Origin of the sequence: Wenyingzhuangia marina, assembly GCF_900130035.1 — a bacterium.
Lineage (GTDB): Bacteria > Bacteroidota > Bacteroidia > Flavobacteriales > Flavobacteriaceae > Wenyingzhuangia > Wenyingzhuangia marina.
On the sequence record NZ_FQXQ01000007.1, the window covers coordinates 81988 to 104889 of the forward strand.

A 22902-nucleotide genomic window follows, 5' to 3' on the forward strand; every position below is an offset into this window, starting at 1 on the left:
TAGATAGTTTTGTTTCTAAAGGAGTTTTATTAGCAACATCCACCACCATCATAATGATGGGTGGATTCTGAAATATAAATATCATCTCTAACTAAATCTTTTAAAGCCTGTGCTGTTTTATCACAAATGGCCAAGGGTTGATTTTTTAACAAAGTGTGTCCTTTTCCATCATCAAAAAAATCTTCATCACCAAAGTAAATAGCTGCTTTACCTGTAAAAATACAAGGTCCATCTTCTGGCATTGGATCTTTAATGGCGGCTATCTCAATAGATTCAATATAAATCAATTCGTCTGTAGGATAATTTTTAGGATCTAAAATTCGATAAGGTTTTCTTGCTCTAATTTCTATGGTTCCAAAACCAGTATCTGTTAAAGCCTTTACATAGTCTGCAATAGGTAAACTTCCACTTAAACACAAAGCACGTAAACGTTCATCATTGCGTAAAGTGTCATTCATAGGTTGTTCACAAGTAGGGTCACTCATCACTAAACGACCATGCGGTTTTAAGACTCGATACATTTCATCAATGGCTTTTTTTAAGTCCTCAGCTTTAAAAATGTTGAACAAGCAGTTTTGTGCTGCTACATCAATAGAATTGTCCTCAACTGGCAAGTTAAGAGCATCTCCTTTTCTTAAATCGACAAATTCTTTCTTAAACCAATCGTTTTTTTCTTCTGCTTCTACAAAATTTTTAGCAGAGGCTTCTAACATTTCGTCTACTACATCAACTCCAATAACTCCTTGTTTTTGACGGGAAAAATATGCGAATTGTAATAACTCCATTCCGCCACCAATTCCTACATATAATATTTTTGGACTGCGAGACAAATCACGAGCATGCACTGTAGAACCACAACCATAGTTCATTTCTTGCATAATTTTAGGAATGGTTAAACCTGGTAATTCCCAAATAGGATTGGTGGTGCAACACAAACCAACATCTGGAGTCAATGCTGCTTCTTTGTATACGTTTTTGGTGGTTTCTAAATAACTCATGTTTTATAGTTGTTTGATTAACTCTGTGTATAAAGTAATTAATTGTGGTTCTGCTTTGGCAGCCATGGCAAATATTTCAGGAATGTCAATGGGTTTTAAATTATCAGGATCACACTCATCTGTTAATACAGAAATAGCTACACAGGGCAATCCAATTTGATTGGCAACAACTACTTCAGGAACGGTACTCATCCCAACGGCATCGGCACCAATAATTTTTAAATATTTGTATTCTGCACGGGTTTCTAACTGAGGTCCTACCACTGAAGCGTATACTCCTTTGTGTAAAATAATATTGTTTTTTTCTGCAATATTTTCCAATTGCTCATTCATTTCTTGATGATAAGGAGCTGACATGTCCACAAAAATATTCCCAAATTCTTTTGCGTTTTTAAAAGCTAAGGGAGAACCTCCTTGCAAATTGATATGGTCATCAATTAACATGATTTCTCCTTTGTTAAAGTTTAAGTTGATGGCACCAGCAGCGTTGGAAATTAATAAATGTTTTGCTCCTAAAGCTTTCATTACTCTTATTCCATAGGTTACTTCGTTAAAGTTGTAGCCTTCATATAAGTGAAAACGACCGTTCATAATCACAACTTCTTTTCCTGCTAGGGTTCCAAAAATTAATTTCCCTGCATGAGATTCTAATGTAGCAGCTACAAAATGTGGAATGTCTGTATAATCAATTTCGTGAGTAATATTGATTTGATGTACCATTTGTCCCAATCCAGTTCCTAAAACAATGGCTATTTTTGGAGTGTTAATTCCTTTTGATTTTAAAAAACCAACACTTTCTTGTATGTCTTGAACCGTCATTATTTAAAATCTTTTACGTGATGAAATAAAAGGGAATCTTCTTCTATATCTTCTAATAAATCAATATCATTTAATTCTTCTAAAATGGCAACTTCTTCATCAGCAAGATCTATTAAAGTATCTCTTAACACCGTGTCGGTTCCCCATTCTTTATTTGTAAAAACATCGGTTCTAGGCTCTTCTAAGCCTAATAAATAATAGCCTCCATCTTCTGATGGGCCAATTACGGGTTGTTCTTTTACTTGTTCAAAAGCTTCTTCTAAAATTTCTTTTGATAGCGTGTCTACATCGCTCCCAATAATGATGATTTCAAAATATCCTGCTCCAAAACCTTTAAAAAAAGCATCTTGCATTTTGGCTCCTAAATCCCCTTCGGCTTGAATCATTTTCATGTAATCCCCTTCATCCCAAAGATCATCAAATTCGATGTCATCAGTATAAAACACCCATTTATCTACTTCTAAATCTTTGGTGATTTGATGTGTGTGAATTAATAAATCTTTATAAACAGCCAAAGCAACTTCATCAGAAGTGTCTTTTGCTAATCTTGTTTTTACTTTTCCTAATTCTGGTTTACGGATAAATATAATTAAGAGTTGTTTGCTCATTTATATGATATGTTTATTTGTTTAACTGTGAGAGTGTGTTTTTTTTGGGGGCTAATTGCTAATTGTACCCTGACAACTACTACCTGCACCAGCTGTACAACCGTAACAATGCTGAGAGACCACAATTTGTCTATTATTTAAATCATCTATGTTAAAATCTGATAGATGTTTTCCTTGGGTTGCTACTTTTAAATCTAATTGTTGATTAAAATCACAATCGTATAAATAACCATTCCAATCTACAGAAATAGTGTTTTTACACATCACGTTTTTTACTGCTTCTGGGTTGTAGGCATCTACCAGTTCATCCATATAATCTTCATAGTTTTCAGAAGCTACTAAAAACTCTAAAAATCTACTAATAGGTAAATTTGTAATGCAAAAAAGATTATTAAAAGTAATATCAAAATCTTCTTTTAAAGCCGATTTGAATTCACGTTCCAATTCATTTTGATTTCCTGGTAAGAAAGCTCCAGCAGGATTAAAAACCAAATCTAGTTTTAAGCCAGTTCCTTCTATTCCATATCCCACTTTGTTCAGTTCTTTTAAGGCTTCAATAGAAGCATCAAAAACGCCATCACCACGTTGTTTATCTGTTTTTCCTTTTTTGTAAAATGGTAGAGAGGAAACAACATGAACATTGTGTTTTTTAAAAAACTCAGGTAAATCATAATATTTTTTGTTGGCTCTAAGAATGGTTAAGTTAGAACGAACAATAAAATCTTGAACCCCAATTTTACTAGCTTCTTCTACAAACCATCTAAAATTAGGATTCATCTCAGGAGCTCCTCCTGTTAAATCTAAAGTAGTTGCCCCAGATTCTTTTAATTTATCCAAACATAATTGCATGGTTTCTGTGGTCATAATTTCTTTTCTATCGGGACCAGCATCTACATGGCAATGTGTACAAACCTGATTGCACATATATCCAAGGTTTACCTGAAAGATTTCTAGTTTATTAGGCTTTAAAGGATATTGATTACTTTCGGTAACTTTATTTTTAAATGTTGGCAATTCTCCATTAGCAAACACACCGCCATTAAACAATGCAATTTGATTTTTAGGATTTGCCAAGCTATTTTTTCTCTTTGCGAGTGATTTCATAATTCTAGTATTGAGTATTAAGTACAGTGTATTGAGTTTTATCAGAGCTTTTTTGCTCATTACTCACTACTTTGTACTCTATACTAAAATTTTACATTGATAATTTATCATATTTCTTCATCATTTGTACTCCGTGAACCAAAGTAGCTCCGGATTTTATAGCAGCAGCCACATGTACAGCTTCCATCATTTCTTCTCTTTCTAATCCGCGTTTTAATCCGTCAGAAGTATATGCATCAATGCAATAAGCACATTGAACGGTATGGGAGACAGCTAAAGCAATTAAAGATTTTTCACGTGCGGTTAAGGCTCCTTCTTCAAATACTTTTCCATAATATTCAAAAAACTTTTCTCCTAGTTCTTGGTCCCATTCGCTAATTTTTCCAAAATCTTTTAAGTCTTTTGGATCATAATATGTTTTTTGCATGTTGATTATTTTTGCTTGTTTAAATTCCAATTGTATTCTTTGTATGCAATTGTTGCACCACTATTGATTTTAATAGTACTGTATTGATTGATAAAAGTAATTAAATCGGATTGTTGAATAAAATCATCTTGGAACCAATTAAAAATTTGCGATAATTCTAATTTATTACTTGTGATGGTATTTCGATTTTTATCATTTATAAAGTTTGTCATTGCTTTAGTTAGTAAATCATCGATGTTTTTTTCAGTAAAAGCTTTATTAGGCAAAGCAGGACATGAGATAGATGCGCAATTAATTCCAACATGAATTCTAGGATCGTTAAACTTTTTTCTTAAAATTTCGTGCTCAATGTGGTTTAATGTGTATATTTTTTTACCCGCTTTTACAAATGGAATTTCCCAAGCGTTTTTGTTTTTTTGTTTGATGTCTAAAATTGATTTTAAAGGATAATGGTTTAAAATCAATTTAATAGTAAAGGCATTGTAAGCATTAACCCAAAAGGCTTTTTGTTTGTTCTTAGACCAACTATTGTTGAGACTGGTATTTTCTATATAAGCTAAGTATTGATTTAATTTGATACTATCATTTTTAAAACCATCATAATTAACCCAACCATTTTTGTCTACATTTTTTTGAAGCAATTCATCCCATATTTTTTCTTGAGAAAAACTCTGAATACTTATCAATAAAATAAAAATGAAAAATAATGGTTTCATGTAGTGTAGTTTGTTATCAAAATAATCTTATGAAACCTTAGTGGGGCTTTCTTTTAAATCATTACAGAACTAATTTTGTCATTTCTTGATTTGTTTCCAAATTGAATTTCTTTTTCATGTAAAATACAATCAGATAAAGAACAGGAGTGTCTAACAAAGCAATTAAAGCTTTAAATAAAAATCCACTAATTACTAAAGGTATAAAAGAGTTCCAAGATAAGACTTTGAATGCACAAAGTAATCCAACAACCAAACTAGTATCTATAAATTGAGAGGTGAAAGTTGAAAAATTATTTCTAATCCAAAGATGTTTTCCTTGGGTATAATTCTTCCAAAAGTGATAGATTTTAATATCTACAAATTGAGCAGCCAAATAAGCCAACATAGAAGCCAAAACACCTAATGGTGATAATCCAAAAACGTTGGTAAAAGTTTCATCATTCACAGGGGAATTAGTAATAGCAGGAGCGTGGTTGGCAATAAGGATTATAGCCATAGAAAATACTGAGGCAAAAATTCCAACAATTACTACCTGATTGGCTTTTTTCTTTCCATAAATTTCAGAAATGGTATCGGTAATTAAAAAAGTTATGGGGTAAGGTAAAATACCAACAGAAATTTCAAAGCGGTACCAGCCAAAAGGCTCCAAATAAATAAATTTTTGAAAAATTAAATTAGATACTACAAGGGAGGTAATAAATAGGGTGGCTAGAATTAAATAAATATTAGTGGCGAGTTTTTCTTTTTTTGTAATCATACAGTATTTGTCTTATCTTCCTTAAAAATAGAACTCTTTAAGTGAAAAAACATTGTTTTTGGGGTTTTTTGCTATTTTTGCCCCACAAAATTTAGAAAACTAATTTTTATGAAAGCATATGTATTTCCTGGACAAGGAGCACAGTTTACAGGAATGGGGAAAGATTTATATGAGAACTCTCCATTGGCTAAAGAATTATTTGACCAAGCAAATGAGATTTTAGGATTTGACATTACTAAAATTATGTTTGAAGGTTCTGCAGAAGATTTAAAGCAAACCAATGTAACTCAGCCCGCTGTGTTTTTACACTCAGTAATTTTAGCAAAAGTTTTAGGAGATGATTTTAAAGCAGATATGGTAGCTGGACACTCATTAGGAGAATTGTCAGCTTTAGTTGCCAACGGAACTTTATCTTTTGAAGACGGATTAAAATTAGTTGCTAAACGTGCTGATGCCATGCAAAAAGCTTGTGAAATGCAAGCAGGAACCATGGCTGCTGTTTTAGGATTAGAAGATGTTGTAGTAGAAGAAATTTGTGCTGCAATTGATGGAGATGTTGTTGCTGCAAATTATAACTGTCCTGGACAGTTAGTAATTTCTGGTGAGTTAGAAGCGGTAAAAGCAGCATGTGAATTGGCCACAGAAAAAGGAGCGCGTAGAGCATTATTATTACCTGTTGGTGGAGCATTCCATTCTCCATTAATGGCACCAGCGAAAGAAGAATTAGCTGCGGCTATTGAAGCAACTCAGTTTAATGAGCCATCTTGCCCAGTGTATCAAAATGTGGTAGCGAAAGCCGTTACAAATCCTGCTGAAATTAAAGAAAATTTAATAGCTCAGTTAACAGGTGCTGTAAAATGGACACAATGTGCGCAAGCCATGATTGCTGATGGAGCAACGGAAGTAATTGAAGTAGGACCAGGAAAAGTATTACAAGGTTTATTTGCTAAAATAGACAGAACTGTAGCTAGAAGTAGTGCAGAGATTTAATAAGCAAAGTATTATAAAAGTAAAAATCCCTTCTGAATTTTTCAGAAGGGATTTTTTATACATTCTTTATAATTGTATCTATTTGAGTTAATACTTTTTCCCAGTCTTTAGTACTTAGGTTAAAATCGTGATCGGCATCTACAAACTGTAAATTTATATTGGGACTTAGCATGTATTTATCTTTGACCTCTAACCCACCATATTCATCTTTATCTCCCTGAAAAATAGTCATAGGCGTTTTTAAGTGCTCTAAATGAATATATCTATCAGGCTCCACTCCATTGTTTGGATTTTGAAAAGGGTAACTTAAACAAATAATATGTTTGATATTTAGTTCGTCAGCTACTGATGAGGCAAACCTACCTCCAGATGACCTGGAGATGATTATGATGTCTTTGTTTAACTTAGAAAGGATGCTTTTTAAGTTTTTTTTAAGTGCTTCAGGTGAGTTATTTCTTCTTTTTTTTAGGTATTTGAAATAATCCCAATGAGTTATTCCATATAAAATTTTTATGAAACGAATATTTATGGTTTTTAAAGCTTCAGGAACCCAATAAAAATAGTTAATTTCTAATTGACGTACTTTAAATAAAAAAAATTCTGATGGATCTTCCCAAATAATTTTATGCCCTGATTTTTTTAAATGATTTAATAATATGTATTTAAGGTCAGTGTCTTTTAGCCAATTATCTCTTCCTATTAGAAATAATTTTTTTTGTTGTGGTTTTGTCATTTATCTTTTTAAGTGTATACTTTAAAATTTTGATATTGTGATGATATTCTAAACATATATCTTAAACCAATTCTACCTTCTTTAACTTTGTTTTCCAATTTTTGGTACCATCATCTTTAAACTTCCTTTTTTAGTTGATGAAATTGTGCTTCTTCTATGTTTTGTGAATAACAGAAGTGTTTAACTAGAAAAAAAGAAATTAATAAAAAGTAATGTTTAATCATTTCTTGTAGAGCATTGGTTTAAGGTTAAATTTAATTATTTTCCTTTTGTTATAAAGTGTTTATTATAACAAAAAAAAATCAGCTGTTAAGCTGATTTTTTTAGATTGTTTATTTGACTTAGTTGAACTTTTCCCATTCAAACTCTTCATCATATTTAAGATCTGCATCTTTTTCCCAAATTTCCATTTCACAGGGTTTACAATTAAACTTTAATTTGTATTCGTTTTCTCCGTGGGTAAGTGTTAATGGTTCTTTTAATTTTTCTCCCATGGTAGCACGTTGGAATCTTGCACATTTTCCAAGCTCATACTTAACACAATACTTGGTCGTCATTACTCTAGCTTTTCCAGGTTCCCACTGTAGTTCAAAAGCTTTTTCAATTTCTTCTACACCATGTCTTTTGTAAAACTGTCTAGCCAATTTGTTAGAAACATTATAAGTAAAGTCTAATGTTTTTTCAGGATAAGGATGATCTGTTTTTACAATAGCTTGTTCTTCTTTATGGTACTCTTCAATTCTAATATCAATCAATTTTTCTAAAACAGTTCTTCTGATTTCATTGATTTTAGAAATAGGTACAAACCAGTTGTTTTCTAATTCAAGTTCAATATCATCAACAATAAAAGGTGTGTTTCCTGTTTTGATTAAATTCTTTTCTAAGTTGTCTTTTAAGAAACCTTCTTTTTTTGCTAATTCTTTGGTGATTTTAAATCCTTCAGAGCTAACATGTCCATCTTCATCAGTAGCAGTTAAGCTAAATCCGTATTGGGTTTCTTCAAACTTAAGCTTTACACCAATTTTTCTAATAGCACTGTTGTCTTTTTCAACTTGTTTGTTAAAATTAGCATCAGAGTTTCTAGAAATTAAAGTTCCTATAGGAATGTTTTTATAATTGTTAGGTGTTATCCAACCGTTTTCTACGGTATTGATTTGTACTCCATCAGCTTCGTTTTCTTCGTTGATGAAATAAAGACCATCCCCATTGTTTAGTTTTTCAGCATTTTCAATTAAATACTTACCGTTTTTAATTTCAATCACTTTACCAATGATTTGACCTTTAGATTTTGGACTTTCCCAAGATCCAATTTTAGTCATTCGTTTGTTTACAAAATAGTCTGTATATCCACGGTTAAAACTTCTGTCCATTTCTGCATCAAAAGTGTAAAAAGTTCTACCAGATGAAGCTTTTTGATAATTTTCTTTTCCATCACCGTTTAAAAAATCATCTAATCTTTTTCTTAAGTAAGACACGTTGTTTTTAACATATACTACATCTTTTAATCTTCCTTCAATTTTAAAAGACATCACCCCAGCTTCAATCATTTGAGGTAATTGATCACTTAAATCTAAGTCCTTAATAGACAATAAATGACTGCTTTCTATTAAAGTGTCATTATTTCCATCAGTCAATTTATAAGGCAATCTACAGTTTTGAGCACAGGAACCTCTGTTGGCACTACGTTCTCCTCCAGCCACACTCATGTAACAGTTTCCGCTAAAAGAAACACATAAAGCCCCAGAAACAAAAAATTCTAGTTCAACATCACAAGCTTCGTTAATTTCTTTAATCTGATCTAAGTTTAATTCTCTTGCCAAAACCACACGTTTCATTCCTGCTTTTTGCAAAAAGTCCACTTGTTTAGGATCTCTGTTATTGGCTTGGGTACTTGCATGAATTACAATAGGAGGCAAGTTCATTTCAAAAATAGCCATGTCTTGCACAATCAAAGCATCCACTCCAACATGGTATAATTCATGAATTAATTTTTCACAGGTTTCTAATTCATTATCATATAAAATGGTGTTAATTACCACAAAAACTTGTGCTTTAAATAAGTGAGCATACCTAACCATTTCGGCAATATCTGCTACCGAGTTGTTTGCGTTTGTACGTGCTCCAAATTGCGGAGCTCCAATATATACAGCATCTGCTCCTGCATTAATAGCCGCCATTCCTTGAACTAGGTTTTTGGCAGGTGCTAAAATTTCAACCTTTTTTTTCATAAATGATATTCCTGTCTAATAGCTCTTAATGTGTTGATAAAATGCTTTTTATCAAATGATTACATCAAGAGTATTTGTTTTTTTAAAATTAGGGATTGCAAAGTTAGTGTTTTTTGTTGGTAAAATAATTAATAATCAAACGTTTAAGATGATTTTATGTTTGTTTTTTAGATTGATGAAAACAGAGATTGAAATAAAATTAAAATGATAACTTTACAGCTTGTTTAGAAAATAAATTTACCATGTCAGAAATCAATTGGGAAGTAGTTAAAGAATACGAAGATATCACCTATAAAAAATGTAATGGAGTCGCAAGAATTGCGTTTAACAGACCTAATGTTAGAAATGCATTTAGACCTAAAACCACTTCAGAATTATATGATGCTTTTTATGATGCACAAGAAGATCCTAATATTGGAGTAGTTTTATTATCTGCAGAAGGTCCATCAACAAAAGATGGCGTGTATTCTTTCTGTTCTGGTGGAGATCAAAAAGCAAGAGGGCATCAAGGATATGTTGGTGAAGATGGTGCACATCGTTTAAATATATTAGAAGTACAACGTTTGATTCGTTTTATGCCTAAAGTAGTTATTGCTGTAGTTCCAGGATGGGCTGTGGGTGGCGGACATAGTTTACATGTAGTTTGTGATATGACTTTGGCAAGTGAAGAACATGCTATTTTTAAACAAACAGATGCCGATGTAACTAGCTTCGATGGTGGTTACGGTTCTGCTTATTTGGCTAAAATGGTTGGACAGAAAAAAGCCAGAGAAATTTTCTTTTTAGGGAGAAACTATTCTGCTCAAGAAGCTTTTGAAATGGGAATGGTGAATAAAGTAGTTCCTCATGCTGAGCTTGAAGATACTGCTTACGAGTGGGCACAAGAAGTTTTAGGAAAATCACCATTATCAATTAGAATGTTAAAGTTTGCTATGAACTTAACCGATGACGGAATGGTTGGTCAACAAGTTTTTGCTGGTGAAGCAACTCGTTTGGCTTATATGACAGATGAAGCGAAAGAAGGAAGAAATGCCTTTTTAGAAAAGCGCAAACCAAATTTTGATAAAAAATATATAGTATAAATAAGTTATCAAGTAGAAAAGTTATCAAGATCAAAGGCTTTATAATATAAGGTAGAACTAAGAACTTTATAAACTTTACAACTTTATAAACTTTACAAACTTAAACAATGAAACCACAAATCATAACTTTTTTAATAAAGTGTCCCGATCAAAAAGGGATTGTCTCTAAAATAACGCATTTCTTTTATCAAGAAGGATTTAACTTAGTTAGTGCACAACAATATACCAATTCAATAGACGGAATGTTTTTTATGCGTTTGCGTATTGAGTCTGATGACACGGTAACCATTAGTAAAGAGCAGTTAGAAGAGCGTTTTGCTCGTTTGGCACCTGCGTATGATATTATTTGGAGTGTAGATTATGGTACAACCAAGCAAAAAGTGGCGATTATGGTTTCGCATACAACTCACAACTTATACGATTTGTTGCAACGTAACAAAGAGGAAAAATTACATTGTGATGTAAAAATGGTGGTGAGTAACCATACCAAATTAAAACCTATTGCAGATATGTTTGAAATCCCTTTTTACCATTTACCGGTAACTAAGGATACTAAAAAAGAACAGGAACAACAATTGATTGAATTGTTTGATTCTAATGATATAGATTTAATTATCATGGCTCGTTACATGCAAATTTTATCAAATGATTTTATCAATCATTACCCTAATAAAATTATCAATATTCATCATTCTTTTTTGCCAGCCTTTCAGGGAGCAAATCCTTATATGAGAGCTTATGAAAGAGGAGTAAAGTTGATTGGAGCTACAGCACATTACGCAACTCAAGATTTAGATGAAGGGCCAATTATTGAGCAAGATGTAGAGCGTGTTACACACGAAAGCACACCAGCTACTTTAAAAGCCATAGGTGCTGATATTGAAACCATGGTGTTGGCAAGAGCGGTTAAAAGTCATTTAAACAATCAAATTATTGTAGATAATAACAAAGCAATTGTTTTCCCAGAAACAGGAGAGTAAATTTAAATAGTACAAAGTAAAAAGTACGAAGTACATAGTTAGCGTAGAGCTATGGTACTAAATACTCAGTACTCAGTACTTAATACTAAATAACATGAAAATCATCTGCATTGGTCAAAATTACGAAGACCATATAAAAGAATTGGGATCAAAAAAACCAGAAGAACCATTGATATTTTTAAAGCCAGATTCTTCAGTATTACCTAAAAAAAATCCATTTATCATTCCGCCATTTTCTAATGAAGTTCATTATGAAGTTGAGGTTTTGGTTAAAATCAATAAAGTAGGAAAGTTTATAGGAGAAAGGTTTGCTCATAAATACTATGACGAAATTGGTTTGGGAATAGATTTTACCGCAAGAGATTTGCAAGCCAAATTAAAAAAAGCAGGACACCCATGGGAAAAAGCTAAAGGTTTTGATGGAAGTGCTGTGATTAGTCCTTTCTTTTCTAAAGAAAATTTTGACGATTTAAATGATGTCAATTTTTCATTAGCAAAAAATGATGAAAAGGTACAAATAGGAAATACCAAAGACATGATTTTTAAGATTGATGAGTTAGTGGCTTATGTATCTAAATTCTTCACTTTAAAAAAAGGCGATATTATTTTTACAGGAACTCCTGTTGGAGTGGGAGCAGTTGCAAAAGATGACGTGCTCACTGGTTTTTTAGAAGATGATAAAGTAATAGATATTAAAATAAAATAGTTTTTAGTTGCTATGGATTGGTTTTTAGTTAAATAAAATCAGCCAATAGCAATTATTCAAAAACTACCAACCAACAACTAAGAACGAAATTTTGAAAGCAAGTATAATTACCATAGGAGATGAAATTTTAATTGGTCAAGTGTTAGATACTAATAGCCAGTGGGTAGCCAATAAATTACATGCGTTGGGAGTAGAGTTGGTAGAAACAGTGTCTATTTCAGATACCAAACAAGCCATTGTCAATGGAATAGATCATGCTATGTCTATTGCAGATTTAATTATTGTTACAGGAGGGCTTGGACCTACCAAAGATGATGTTACCAAATATACATTGGTAGAGTACTTTAATGATGAACTGGTTCTAAATCCAGAAATTTTAGAGGATATTAAAGAACGATTTAGAAAAAGAGGAATTCATTTTTCAGACTTGAATAAAAGTCAGGCAATGTTGCCAAAGAAAGCAACTATTTTACCTAATAAATTAGGAACAGCAGCAGGAATGTGGTTTCAAGAAAATGGAAAAATAGTGATTAGCTTACCAGGAGTTCCTTTTGAAATGAAAGGATTGATTGATGCTGAGGTTTTACCAAGATTAAAACAAATAGGAGGATTTCCTTCTCAGGTGTATCAAACTTACGTATTGTATGGTGTAGGAGAAAGCAATGCTGCAGATGCGCTAGAAGTTTTTGAAAATAACTTACCTGATTTTATCAAGCTAGCTTATTTGCCTAGTCCGGGTCGTTTAAGATTAAGGTTAACAGGAACACATCAAGATAAGTGGCTGTTAGAAAATGCTATTCAGCAATTAGGAAAAGAATTGATGTTGGTGTTTAAAGAGGAAAGCATTATAGAAGGAGATGTAAGTTATGTGGATGTTATTCAACAATATTTAACTAAAAACAAACAAACCTTAGCTGTAGCTGAAAGTTGTACAGGAGGAAAAATTGCGAGTGATATTACGGAGAAAAGTGGAGTGTCTCAGTTTTTCTTAGGAGGCGTGGTTGCTTATAATGCCTTGTTAAAACAAAATATTTTAGGAGTCTCAAAAGAGATCATCGAAAAACACTCTGTAGTTTCTAAAGAAGTAGCTCAAGAAATGGCTTTAGGAGTTCAGAAATTAACAGGAGCAGATTATGCCATTGCTACCACTGGAAATGCAGGTCCGACAACTGATGATACCAACGAAGAAGTTGGAATTGTTTTTATTGCTATTGCTACACAAAATCAGGTAATTGTAGAGCGATTTAACTTTGGTCAGCCAAGAGAAAAAGTCTTAGAACAGGCGAAAAATAAGGCTTTAGAGATGTTGAGTCAAGAAATATTAAAAAATCAGTAAATTAATTTTGTTTGTACCATTATTTGTTGTTAAATTTGCACTCCGTTTAGAATTAAATTAAAACTGTTACGAGATGTCTAAAGTTTGTGAACTTACTGGTAAAAAAGCGATGGTTGGGAACAATGTTTCTCACGCATTAAATAGAACAAAAAGAAAATTTAACGCTAACCTAATTACAAAGCGTTTCTATATCCCTGAAGAGGATAAGTGGATTACATTAAAAATATCTACTGCTGCGTTAAAGAATATCAATAAAAAAGGTATTTCTGCTGTAATTAAAGAAGCAAAAGAAAAAGGATTTTTAGTTAAATAATTTTTTCTTATAAAAAGCATATATAGAGATGGCAAAAAAAGGAAACAGAGTACAAGTTATTTTAGAGTGTACTGAACATAAAGCTTCTGGTCAACCAGGAACTTCTAGATACATTACAACTAAAAACAAGAAGAATACTCCAGATAGATTAGAGATTAAGAAATTTAATCCTATCTTAAAGAAAATGACAGTTCACAAAGAAATTAAATAATATAGGATATGGCAAAGAAATCAGTAGCATCGTTACAGACAGGTTCTAAGAGATTGTCTAAAGCTATCAAAATGGTAAAATCTCCAAAATCAGGAGCTTATACTTTTGTTGAAGCTATTATGGACCCAGCGCAAGTAAAAGACTTTTTTGCAAAAAAATAATTTTTTGTAAAATTTATATACAAAGGCTACTTTCAATCATGAGAGTAGCTTTTTTTGTATTTTAATGCTTTCGTGTGATAACAAGTGTAAACAAATTAAGATATGAGTTTTTTTAAGAAAATATTTTCTTCTGATAAAAAAGAAACCTTAGATAAAGGTCTAGAAAAATCTAAAACTAGTTTTTTTTCAAAACTGTCTAAAGCAGTAGCTGGAAAATCTAAAGTAGATGATGATGTTTTGGATAATTTAGAAGAAGTTTTAATTTCTTCAGATGTTGGTGTGGATACCACCTTAAAAATTATTGAAAGAATTGAAGAAAGAGTAGATCGTGATAAGTATTTAGGTACGGATGAATTAAATTTAATTCTAAGAGAAGAGATTGCTGGTTTGTTGTCAGAAACAAGTGGTGAAGATGCAACAGATTTTGTAATTCCAGAAAACAAAAAACCTTATGTTTTAATGGTGGTTGGAGTAAATGGTGTTGGTAAAACTACTACCATTGGTAAACTGGCAGCACAATTTAAAAAGAAAGGATTGAATGTAGTTCTTGGTGCAGCCGATACTTTTAGAGCAGCAGCTATTGATCAATTACAAGTTTGGGCAGATAGAGTAGATGTGCCACTTGTTCGACAAGACATGGGGTCAGATCCTGCTTCTGTTGCTTATGATACATTAAAATCAGCAGTGGCTAAAAATGCCGATGTGGTAATTATTGATACTGCAGGTCGTTTGCATAATAAAATCAATTTAATGACTGAGTTGACAAAAATTAAACGTGTAATGCAAAAAGTGGTGGCTGATGCTCCGCATGATGTATTATTGGTTTTAGACGGGTCAACTGGACAAAATGCATTTGAACAAGCAAAACAATTTACCTTGGCAACCGAAGTTACAGCTTTAGCGGTGACTAAATTAGATGGAACGGCAAAAGGAGGAGTAGTCATTGGTATTTCTGATCAATTTAAAATTCCAGTAAAATATATTGGAGTCGGAGAAGGAATAGATGATTTACAAGTGTTCAATAAATTTGAATTTGTAGATTCTTTCTTTAAATAATTTAGTTGTCTGTTGTTGGTGGTTCGTTTTAGAATTTTAAACCAGCAACTAGAAACTAACAACTAATAACTAATACATGCGTACAAAAACAATAAAGCAAAATAAAATAAACGTAGTAACTCTAGGGTGTTCTAAAAATGTTTATGATTCTGAAGTCTTAATGGGGCAATTAAAAGCCAATGGAAAAGATGTAGTTCATGAGGATGAAAATGATGAAGGAAATATTGTAGTGATCAATACTTGTGGATTTATTGGAAAGGCTAAAGAAGAATCTGTAAATACTATTTTACATTACGCCAATCAAAAAGAACAAGGGTTGGTAGATAAAGTATATGTTACAGGTTGTTTGTCCGAAAGATATAAGCCAGATTTAGAAGCTGAAATTTCTAATGTTGATCAATATTTTGGTACGCAAGATTTACCAAACTTGTTAAAAGTTTTAGAAGCAGATTATAAGCACGAATTAATTGGAGAAAGATTAACAACAACTCCAAAGCATTATGCCTATTTAAAAATTGCAGAAGGTTGTGACAGGCCTTGTTCTTTTTGTGCTATTCCTTTAATGAGAGGTAAACACCGCTCTACTCCTATAGAAGAATTGGTAGAAGAAGCCGGAAAGTTAGCTGCTAACGGAATTAAGGAGTTGATTTTAATTGCACAAGATTTAACTTATTACGGGTTAGATTTATACGGAAAAAGAAACTTAGCTGATTTGTTAAAAGAATTGGTGAAGGTTGAAGGGATTGAATGGATTCGTTTGCATTATGCATTTCCAGCAGGTTTTCCATTAGATGTCTTAGATGTAATGAAATCAGAGCCTAAAGTTTGTAATTATTTAGATATTCCTTTACAGCACATCAACACTGAGATTTTAAAATCGATGCGTAGAGGAACTACTTATGAGAAAACCAATAAATTGTTAAAAGAGTTTAGAAATCATGTTCCAGAAATGGCGATTAGAACGACTTTAATAGTGGGGTACCCAGGTGAGACAGAAGAAATTTTTCAAGAATTAAAATCATGGGTTGAAGAGATGCGTTTTGAACGTTTAGGAGTTTTTGCATATTCTCATGAAGAAGATACGCATGCTGCTACTTTGGTTGATGATGTTCCTGAAGAAGTAAAAGAAGAAAGAGTTGCTGAGATTATGGAGTTACAGGCTCAAATATCATGGGAGTTAAATCAGGAAAAAGTAGGGAATATCTATAGATGTATTTTTGATAGAAAAGAAGGTGAATACTTTATTGGTAGAACAGAACATGACTCACCAGATGTAGATAATGAGGTGTTAGTTGAGGCTAGTAAATTTTATATTAAAACGGGAGAATTTATAGATATTAAGATATTAGAAGCTGGGGATTTTGATTTATATGGAGAGCCAGTTCGTTAAATAACAATACCTACTAAGTCTTTTTAAATAAGCGATTTACAGAAAAATAAATCATTTAAATTTAAAAATCAACTTTTTTTGTTTTTTTCATTGCTATAAAAATAATGCTTTGTATATTTGAGACATAAATATTTAGGGGTAGGTATTTATAATTGCATTATACATCTTAATTTTTAGGGGTAGAAATTAAAATGTTGTTTTAAATAACAGATAATGTTTAACAGTTAACCCAGTTCATAAGTTTGTTAGTCTTATGGCTGGGTTTTTTTCTTTTTTATTACTTTTTCTTTATTATCTGCTTTGCCTACAAGATATCAAATAGGTATATTTGCTAACATCAAAAAATATATATGAATCCATTTATAGTATCTGCAAGAAAATACAGACCTCTTACTTTTGAGGATGTGGTTGGCCAAAAAGCCATTACCAATACGCTAGAGAATGCTATAAAAAATGATCATTTAGCCCAGGCATTGCTATTTACAGGTCCAAGAGGAGTTGGTAAAACAACTTGTGCTCGTATTTTAGCAAAAAAAATAAACGAGCAAGCTACTGGTGCAGAAGTTGAAGATGATTTTGCGTTTAATGTCTTTGAGCTAGATGCTGCCTCGAACAACTCTGTTGATGATATTAGATCGTTAATAGATCAGGTACGTATTCCTCCACAAGTAGGAAAATTTAAAGTATATATTATTGATGAGGTACATATGTTATCTCAAGCGGCTTTTAATGCTTTTTTAAAAACATTAGAAGAGCCACCTGCACATGCTATTTTTATTTTAGCAACTACAGAAAAGCATAAAATTATTCCAACAATCTTGTCTCGTTGTCAAATTTTTGATTTTAAAAGAATTACGGTTTTAGATGCCAAAGAACATTTAAAAAGAATTGCAGAACAAGAAGGAGTAACAGCAGAAGATGATGCGTTGCATGTAATTGCTCAAAAAGCAGATGGTGCCATGCGTGATGCGCTTTCTATTTATGATAGAGTTATTAGTTTTGCAGGAAAAGATTTAACAAGATTAGCGGTGACCGAAAATTTAAATGTTTTAGATTATGACATTTATTTTAAAGTAACCAGCTTGTTAATCGAGAATAAAATTCCTGAAGTATTGGTTGAGTTTAATAGTGTTTTATCAAAAGGTTTTGATGGGCAACATTTTATCAATGGTTTGGCCTCTCACTTTAGAGATTTATTGGTGGCAAAAGACAATACTACTATTTCGTTATTAGAAGTTGGAGATAATGCCAAGAAACAATATCTAGAACAAGCAAATAAAGCCACTTTACCTTTTTTAATGGAGGCTATTGATAAAGCTAATCAATGTGATTTGCAATATAGAGCTAGTAAAAACCAACGATTGTTGGTAGAGATTTGCTTAATGCAATTGGCTTCTATTACTTTTAGTGATGTAAAAAAAAAAGCAGTAACTTCATAATTCCAGCTACTTTTTTTAGATCTCATATTCCTGTTTCTAATCAACAAATAGATAAGAAAACTACTGCTCCACAAATTCAGCAACAGCAAGTTGAAGTTAGTAAAGAAACACTTTCAAAACCGAAACCTACTATTGCAGCTGCAGCTTCAAGACGAAGAAGAGCTTCTGCATTGTCTTTAAAAAACATCCATTCAAAATTAACAGATTTAGATTATGTTGCTACTGATGAAGATTTAAGTAACAAGCCTAAAACTCCTTTTTCTGAAATTACTTTGGTGGAAAAATGGGCTGCTTTTGGAAACTTATTACAATCTGAAGGAGAGTTAAATATGGCTTCTATCATTAATGCTAATAAACCAATCTTAAAAAATAATCAGATAGTTTTTGCTTTGCCTAATAAGTTAATGGAAGATCAGTTTGGAATTATTAGACCCAAATTATTAAATTATTTAAGAGAAGAATTAAATAATTATGGAATTGTAGTAAAAACTGAAGTAGTTCACGAAGAGGTTAAAAAATATATTTATACGCCACAAGAAAAGTTTCAAAAGTTAGTAGAATCTAATCCTGATGTAATGTTATTAAAAACAAAATTTGGATTAGATATCTAAAGTTGATTGTCTATATTTAAATTCAAAACAATACTCTTGCCAAAATTCAATAAAATTCTTGTTGGTGCAGCCTTTTCACCAAATTTAAAAGTCAACATTATTCAGGCCTGTAGATTTGCCACTTACTTTAATGCAAAATTATATGTAGTGCATATTGGAGCCTCTAGTAATTTAAAACTAGAACAACTAAATGAAATAGTAAAGAACTTTGAGTATAAGGGGCAAATTGAATTTATTTTTAAAGAAGGAAAACCAATTGAAGTCTTATCAGATATTTGTGAAGAAAATAAAATAGATTTGTTGATTTTAGGTGCGCAACAAAGAGAAAATATTTTTAAGCATTACATTGGTACTGTTGCTAAAAAGCTTACTAGAAAAGTAAAATGTTCTGTTTTACTTTTAAGAAACCAATCAAAAGTAGAGTTTGTTAAAAAACATATTGTAATCAATGGTTTAGAGTCTGAAAGTTCAGAAAATACAATTGTTACAGCATTTTATACAGCAAAAGGTTTGTCATCTAAAAAAATAACAATTGTAGAAGAAATTGCAAATGAAGGTTTAAAGGTTGATGATGACAGATCTCTAAGAAAAGCAACCATTAATCACGAAAGAAAAACACATCAAGAAGATTTAAGGATCAAAAAAATAATAGCAAACATTCCCGAGAAATATCAAACAGGAATTGAAATAAAGCTGCAAAGTATTTTTGGTCGTAGTGGTTATGCCATTGGTCATTATGCTAGGGTGGTACGTGCAGATTTATTAGTGATGGATATTCCTAAAAAAAGTGGAATTTTTAAAAGATTTATGATGGATGATTTGGATTTTATATTGTCTGAATTGCCTACAGATGTATTAATAGCTAAATAAACTTATGCCAAATAAAAAAGGAAACAAATTCATAGAAACACTTCCCCAGAATATTTTTTCTGGATTTGTGGTTTCGTTAATTGCGTTGCCATTGGGTTTAGGTTTGGCATTGGCATCAGAAGCTCCTCCTATTTCTGGAGTAATTGCTGCTGTTGTAGGTGGAATTGTAGTTTCTATTTTTGGAGGATCAAAAGTAACCATCACAGGACCTGGTAATGGTTTGGTTGTGGTGTTGTTAACTGCTATTACTACTTTAGGAGGTGGTAATTTACAATTAGGTTACATGTATACACTTGCTGCTATTGTGTGTTCAGGTGCTATTATGATTTTATTAGGTTTTTTAAGAATGGGGATTCTGAGTGATTTTTTTCCATCAACAGCCATACAAGGAATGTTGGCCGCTATTGGTGTGGGAATCTTTGCCAAGCAATTTCATGTAATGTTGGGGAATACTCATGAAGACGGTGGTTTGGTTGAGTTGCTTTTAGAAATTCCCAAAACCATACAGCACTTTGTCAGTACTAATGATCATAACTTTTTTTATGCAGGAATAGCTGGTTTGGTCAGTTTGGCTATTATGGTTTTTCATGCAAAAATTAGAAATAAATATTTTCAGCTAATTCCGGCTCCTATGTGGATTGTGTTTTTTGCAGTTGGAATGAGTTATTTTTATCAACTTGTTTTAAAACAAGAACATCCTATTGATGAGGAATGGTTAATTAATATTCCAAATGATGTGTTTTCAAATCTTGCTTTTCCAAATTTTAAAATCATTTATAAATTTGAATTTATAGCAACTGTAGTTTCTATTACTTTAATTGCAAGTATAGAATCTTTATTAAGTATTAAAGCGGTTGATTTGTTAGATCCTTTAAAAAGAAGATCTAATGTAAATAAAGATTTAAAAGCTTTAGGATTGGCAACTATGATTAGTGGTTTTTTGGGAGGTTTAAATGTAGTGACTGTAATTGCAAGAAGTTCCGTAAACGTAAATAACAAAGCAACCAATAGATCTTCTAATTTTTTTCATGCTGTTTTTTTACTTGTGTTTTTGTTGTTATTTCAAAAGCAATTACACATGATTCCTATGTCTGCTTTAGCAGCAATTTTGGTTTATACAGGTTATAGATTGGCAGCTCCTTCTAATTTATTATCGGTAAGCAAAGTTGGGAAAGATCAGTTAATCATTTTTATTATTACTTTGTTAACTACCATTTTTACGAGTTTAATCATAGGGATTTTAGCAGGGATTGTTGCAACATTTATTACTCATGTCATTATGAATAAAGATGTTATTCTATTTTTTAGAAATGTGTTAAAGCCAAATGTTTTAATGTTTAAAGAAACAGATGGTAGTTATTATGTAAGTATTAAAAATTTTAGTTCTTTTTTAAATTTTTTTAGGTTAAAAAATAAGTTGAACTTAATTCCGGAAACTGAAAATGTGGTAGTCGATTTTTCTAGATGTAGATTTGTAGATAATACGGTGATGGAAAATATGAATACTTATGTGGAGAAATTTGAAGCCAAACAAGGAAACTTAGAAGTTATAGGATTAGATTTACATGGAACGGAAACAACTCATCCATTTGCATCTAGAAGAATGATGCAAAAATCTTTACAAACAAAAGGATTTAGTCTAACCAAACGTCAAACAAATTTGCAAATTGTTGCCAAAGATTTCGGATGGGAATACATTCCTTATACAGAAGAATCTATTGGAGCAATGTCGGAGTTTACTTACTTTAAGACAAGACAAATTCAGGCAACTAAAAATTTATTGCAAAATAACAATGATACTTTATTTGATGTTATTTTTACAGAGGGAGCATTTATCGCTCGTCAGTTAATAAGATCAACCATGTTTCATATCAAAATGGAACATCAGATTCCTGAATTTACGTTGGATAAAGAAGGCTTGTTTGAGTTTGTAAAACAATACACAGAATTTTCTGATATTGAAATTCCAAATCATTCAGACTTTAGTAAAAGATTTTATTTGTCAGGAACTAATAAAGAAGATATTATAAGTTTTTTTACTGATGATATTGTGTTGTTTTTAGAAAGCAATAATTATTATCACATAGAATCAAACAAAATAGGATTGTTAATTTTTAAGAAAGAAAGATTAGCAAGTGTAAAAGAAGTAAAAGCAATGATAGATTTTGGATTGCGTTTTGAGAAATTAATAAAAGAGAAATATGCTAGGGCTTAAATTACCAACAGACCCAAGATGGGTAAATATTGCAGAAAAAAATATTGATGAAATTTTAATAGATCATGCACATTGTGAGCAAAAAGCTGCTTCAACAGCTATTTCATTAATAGTAAGTTTTCCAGAGTATACAGATTTGGTTACAGAAATGATTGCTTTGGTAAAGGAAGAAATGAGTCATTTTAAATTGGTTCACGACAGACTTATTAATAAAGGAGTTGTATTAGGTAGAGATAGAAAAGATGAATATGTAATGGATTTGATTAAATTCTTTCCAAAAGGAGGGAGTAGAACGACACAATTAGTACATCGACTTTTATATGCTGCATTAATAGAAGCACGTAGTTGTGAAAGATTTCGTTTGTTGTCAGAAAATTTAGAAGATAAAGAATTGGCTAAGTTTTATAGAGACTTAATGGTTTCTGAAGCCAATCATTATACTTTGTTTTTAAATTTTGCTCGTCAATATGGAAATAGAACTGAAGTTGATGAAAAATGGCAAGCTTTGTTAGAATATGAAGCCAAGTTGATGAAAAATTTAGGAAACAAAGAATCTATACACGGATAATATGTTTAGTAGAGAAGAATCGGCAAAAATCAGAAAAGAATTTTGGGTGAGCTATGGTAAATCTTTCCCAAGAAAATGGCTTTTGTACAATACAAAGATCAAAGACTTTGGTTTTAAATTCGTTGCTGATAGAAAAACTGCAGAAGTAACTTTAGATATTGAGTCTTCAGATGAAACACAAAGAGAGCTTTTGTTTGATCAAATTCTTTCTTTAAAAAAGATTATTGAGTCAGAATATCTACCTGATGTTATTTTCGATAAAGAATATACATTAGACAATGGAAAGAAAATTAGTCGTATATATATAGTGTATCAAAAAAAGTTTAGTATCCATAATAAAGATACTTGGGCAGATTGTTATGATTTCTTTAATAACACCATGCCAGAGTTCGAATTATTTTGGTATGAATACGAGGACTACATCCGCCAGGCAGTGGTTTAAAACAAAAAAAGGACTTCTATAATAGGTCTCTTTTTTTGTTTTAGAGGTGTTTTTATAAGAAAGATGGTAGTTTTCATTTAGTAAGTGATATAGTTTTTAGGTACTGATTAAATGTCTTCAGAGGAGGTTATGGATTACTAAG

Annotated in this window: 25 protein-coding genes; 16 read left to right on the forward strand and 9 right to left on the reverse strand. The window is 31.6% G+C overall.

Going from position 1 to position 22902, the window contains the following annotated elements; translation table 11 throughout:
- Positions 1 to 29: 29 nt before the first annotated feature.
- The 7 genes from arsM to BUB70_RS13455 all read right to left on the reverse strand — a co-directional run bounded on the left by arsM (position 30) and on the right by BUB70_RS13455 (position 5429).
- Positions 30 to 998 carry an arsenosugar biosynthesis arsenite methyltransferase ArsM gene (gene arsM, locus BUB70_RS13425; RefSeq protein ID WP_073122474.1) on the reverse strand — a complete coding sequence of 323 codons (969 nt, stop codon included), beginning with the start codon at positions 996 to 998 and terminating at the stop codon, positions 30 to 32.
- Between the two features lie 3 nt (positions 999 to 1001).
- On the reverse strand, positions 1002 to 1817 hold the full coding sequence (locus BUB70_RS13430; protein WP_073122477.1) for a purine-nucleoside phosphorylase: 816 nt from the start codon (positions 1815 to 1817) through the stop codon (positions 1002 to 1004).
- Entirely contained in the window at positions 1817 to 2425 is a 609-nt protein-coding gene (locus BUB70_RS13435) for a TIGR04282 family arsenosugar biosynthesis glycosyltransferase (protein ID WP_073122479.1), read from the reverse strand. Before BUB70_RS13435 ends, BUB70_RS13430 begins: the two co-directional genes overlap by 1 nt.
- A gap of 51 nt (positions 2426 to 2476) precedes the next feature.
- Positions 2477 to 3529, reverse strand: coding sequence for an arsenosugar biosynthesis radical SAM (seleno)protein ArsS (gene arsS / locus BUB70_RS13440; protein ID WP_073122481.1), 1053 nt, complete (start codon positions 3527 to 3529; stop codon positions 2477 to 2479).
- Between the two features lie 91 nt (positions 3530 to 3620).
- A complete protein-coding gene (locus tag BUB70_RS13445; protein WP_073122529.1) occupies positions 3621 to 3956 on the reverse strand; it encodes an arsenosugar biosynthesis-associated peroxidase-like protein in 336 nt (111 codons plus the stop codon).
- Between the two features lie 5 nt (positions 3957 to 3961).
- On the reverse strand, positions 3962 to 4672 hold the full coding sequence (locus tag BUB70_RS13450; protein WP_073122483.1) for a DUF547 domain-containing protein: 711 nt from the start codon (positions 4670 to 4672) through the stop codon (positions 3962 to 3964).
- A 61-nt stretch (positions 4673 to 4733) separates the two neighbouring features.
- On the reverse strand, positions 4734 to 5429 hold the full coding sequence (locus tag BUB70_RS13455) for a queuosine precursor transporter (RefSeq protein WP_073122484.1): 696 nt from the start codon (positions 5427 to 5429) through the stop codon (positions 4734 to 4736).
- 108 nt (positions 5430 to 5537) lie between these two features.
- Here BUB70_RS13455 and fabD point away from each other — a divergent pair, with 108 nt between their 5' ends.
- On the forward strand, positions 5538 to 6419 hold the full coding sequence (gene fabD / locus BUB70_RS13460) for an ACP S-malonyltransferase (RefSeq protein ID WP_073122486.1): 882 nt from the start codon (positions 5538 to 5540) through the stop codon (positions 6417 to 6419).
- A 55-nt stretch (positions 6420 to 6474) separates the two neighbouring features.
- On the opposite strand, the gene BUB70_RS13465 is transcribed toward fabD, so the two are convergent.
- Both BUB70_RS13465 and BUB70_RS13470 read right to left on the reverse strand, forming a co-directional pair.
- Complete coding sequence (locus BUB70_RS13465; RefSeq protein ID WP_073122489.1) at positions 6475 to 7152, reverse strand: alpha/beta family hydrolase; 678 nt, start codon at positions 7150 to 7152, stop codon at positions 6475 to 6477.
- Positions 7153 to 7493: 341 nt separating this feature from the next.
- Complete coding sequence (locus BUB70_RS13470; RefSeq protein WP_073122491.1) at positions 7494 to 9380, reverse strand: peptidase U32 family protein; 1887 nt, start codon at positions 9378 to 9380, stop codon at positions 7494 to 7496.
- A gap of 242 nt (positions 9381 to 9622) precedes the next feature.
- Here BUB70_RS13470 and BUB70_RS13475 point away from each other — a divergent pair, with 242 nt between their 5' ends.
- The 15 genes from BUB70_RS13475 to BUB70_RS13545 all read left to right on the forward strand — a co-directional run bounded on the left by BUB70_RS13475 (position 9623) and on the right by BUB70_RS13545 (position 22760).
- Positions 9623 to 10462: a 1,4-dihydroxy-2-naphthoyl-CoA synthase gene (locus tag BUB70_RS13475; protein ID WP_073122493.1), complete on the forward strand. Its 840-nt coding sequence runs from the start codon at positions 9623 to 9625 to the stop codon at positions 10460 to 10462.
- A gap of 107 nt (positions 10463 to 10569) precedes the next feature.
- On the forward strand, positions 10570 to 11442 hold the full coding sequence (gene purU / locus BUB70_RS13480) for a formyltetrahydrofolate deformylase (RefSeq protein WP_073122495.1): 873 nt from the start codon (positions 10570 to 10572) through the stop codon (positions 11440 to 11442).
- 94 nt (positions 11443 to 11536) lie between these two features.
- On the forward strand, positions 11537 to 12148 hold the full coding sequence (locus BUB70_RS13485) for a fumarylacetoacetate hydrolase family protein (protein ID WP_073122498.1): 612 nt from the start codon (positions 11537 to 11539) through the stop codon (positions 12146 to 12148).
- A gap of 91 nt (positions 12149 to 12239) precedes the next feature.
- Positions 12240 to 13484: a CinA family nicotinamide mononucleotide deamidase-related protein gene (locus tag BUB70_RS13490; RefSeq protein ID WP_073122500.1), complete on the forward strand. Its 1245-nt coding sequence runs from the start codon at positions 12240 to 12242 to the stop codon at positions 13482 to 13484.
- 73 nt (positions 13485 to 13557) lie between these two features.
- Positions 13558 to 13797, forward strand: coding sequence for a 50S ribosomal protein L28 (gene rpmB / locus BUB70_RS13495; RefSeq protein ID WP_073122502.1), 240 nt, complete (start codon positions 13558 to 13560; stop codon positions 13795 to 13797).
- Positions 13798 to 13825: 28 nt separating this feature from the next.
- On the forward strand, positions 13826 to 14008 hold the full coding sequence (gene rpmG / locus BUB70_RS13500; protein ID WP_010134999.1) for a 50S ribosomal protein L33: 183 nt from the start codon (positions 13826 to 13828) through the stop codon (positions 14006 to 14008).
- A gap of 8 nt (positions 14009 to 14016) precedes the next feature.
- Entirely contained in the window at positions 14017 to 14169 is a 153-nt protein-coding gene (locus BUB70_RS13505) for a DUF4295 domain-containing protein (protein ID WP_068824224.1), read from the forward strand.
- A gap of 102 nt (positions 14170 to 14271) precedes the next feature.
- Positions 14272 to 15225: a signal recognition particle-docking protein FtsY gene (gene ftsY, locus BUB70_RS13510; RefSeq protein WP_073122504.1), complete on the forward strand. Its 954-nt coding sequence runs from the start codon at positions 14272 to 14274 to the stop codon at positions 15223 to 15225.
- 76 nt (positions 15226 to 15301) lie between these two features.
- On the forward strand, positions 15302 to 16615 hold the full coding sequence (gene rimO / locus BUB70_RS13515) for a 30S ribosomal protein S12 methylthiotransferase RimO (RefSeq protein WP_073122506.1): 1314 nt from the start codon (positions 15302 to 15304) through the stop codon (positions 16613 to 16615).
- A gap of 350 nt (positions 16616 to 16965) precedes the next feature.
- Positions 16966 to 18054: a DNA polymerase III subunit gamma/tau gene (gene dnaX / locus BUB70_RS13520; protein WP_073122508.1), complete on the forward strand. Its 1089-nt coding sequence runs from the start codon at positions 16966 to 16968 to the stop codon at positions 18052 to 18054.
- Positions 18055 to 18224: 170 nt separating this feature from the next.
- Positions 18225 to 18665: a hypothetical protein gene (locus BUB70_RS13525; protein WP_073122510.1), complete on the forward strand. Its 441-nt coding sequence runs from the start codon at positions 18225 to 18227 to the stop codon at positions 18663 to 18665.
- A 36-nt stretch (positions 18666 to 18701) separates the two neighbouring features.
- Positions 18702 to 19535, forward strand: a complete 834-nt coding sequence (locus BUB70_RS13530; RefSeq protein WP_073122512.1) for a universal stress protein — start codon at positions 18702 to 18704, stop codon at positions 19533 to 19535.
- A 4-nt stretch (positions 19536 to 19539) separates the two neighbouring features.
- A complete protein-coding gene (locus tag BUB70_RS13535) occupies positions 19540 to 21750 on the forward strand; it encodes a SulP family inorganic anion transporter (RefSeq protein ID WP_073122514.1) in 2211 nt (736 codons plus the stop codon).
- A complete protein-coding gene (miaE, locus tag BUB70_RS13540) occupies positions 21737 to 22318 on the forward strand; it encodes a MiaE family protein (RefSeq protein ID WP_073122516.1) in 582 nt (193 codons plus the stop codon). The genes BUB70_RS13535 and miaE overlap by 14 nt, the downstream gene beginning before the upstream one ends.
- A gap of 1 nt (position 22319) precedes the next feature.
- Positions 22320 to 22760, forward strand: coding sequence for a DUF4268 domain-containing protein (locus BUB70_RS13545; protein ID WP_073122518.1), 441 nt, complete (start codon positions 22320 to 22322; stop codon positions 22758 to 22760).
- Positions 22761 to 22902: the final 142 nt, after the last annotated feature.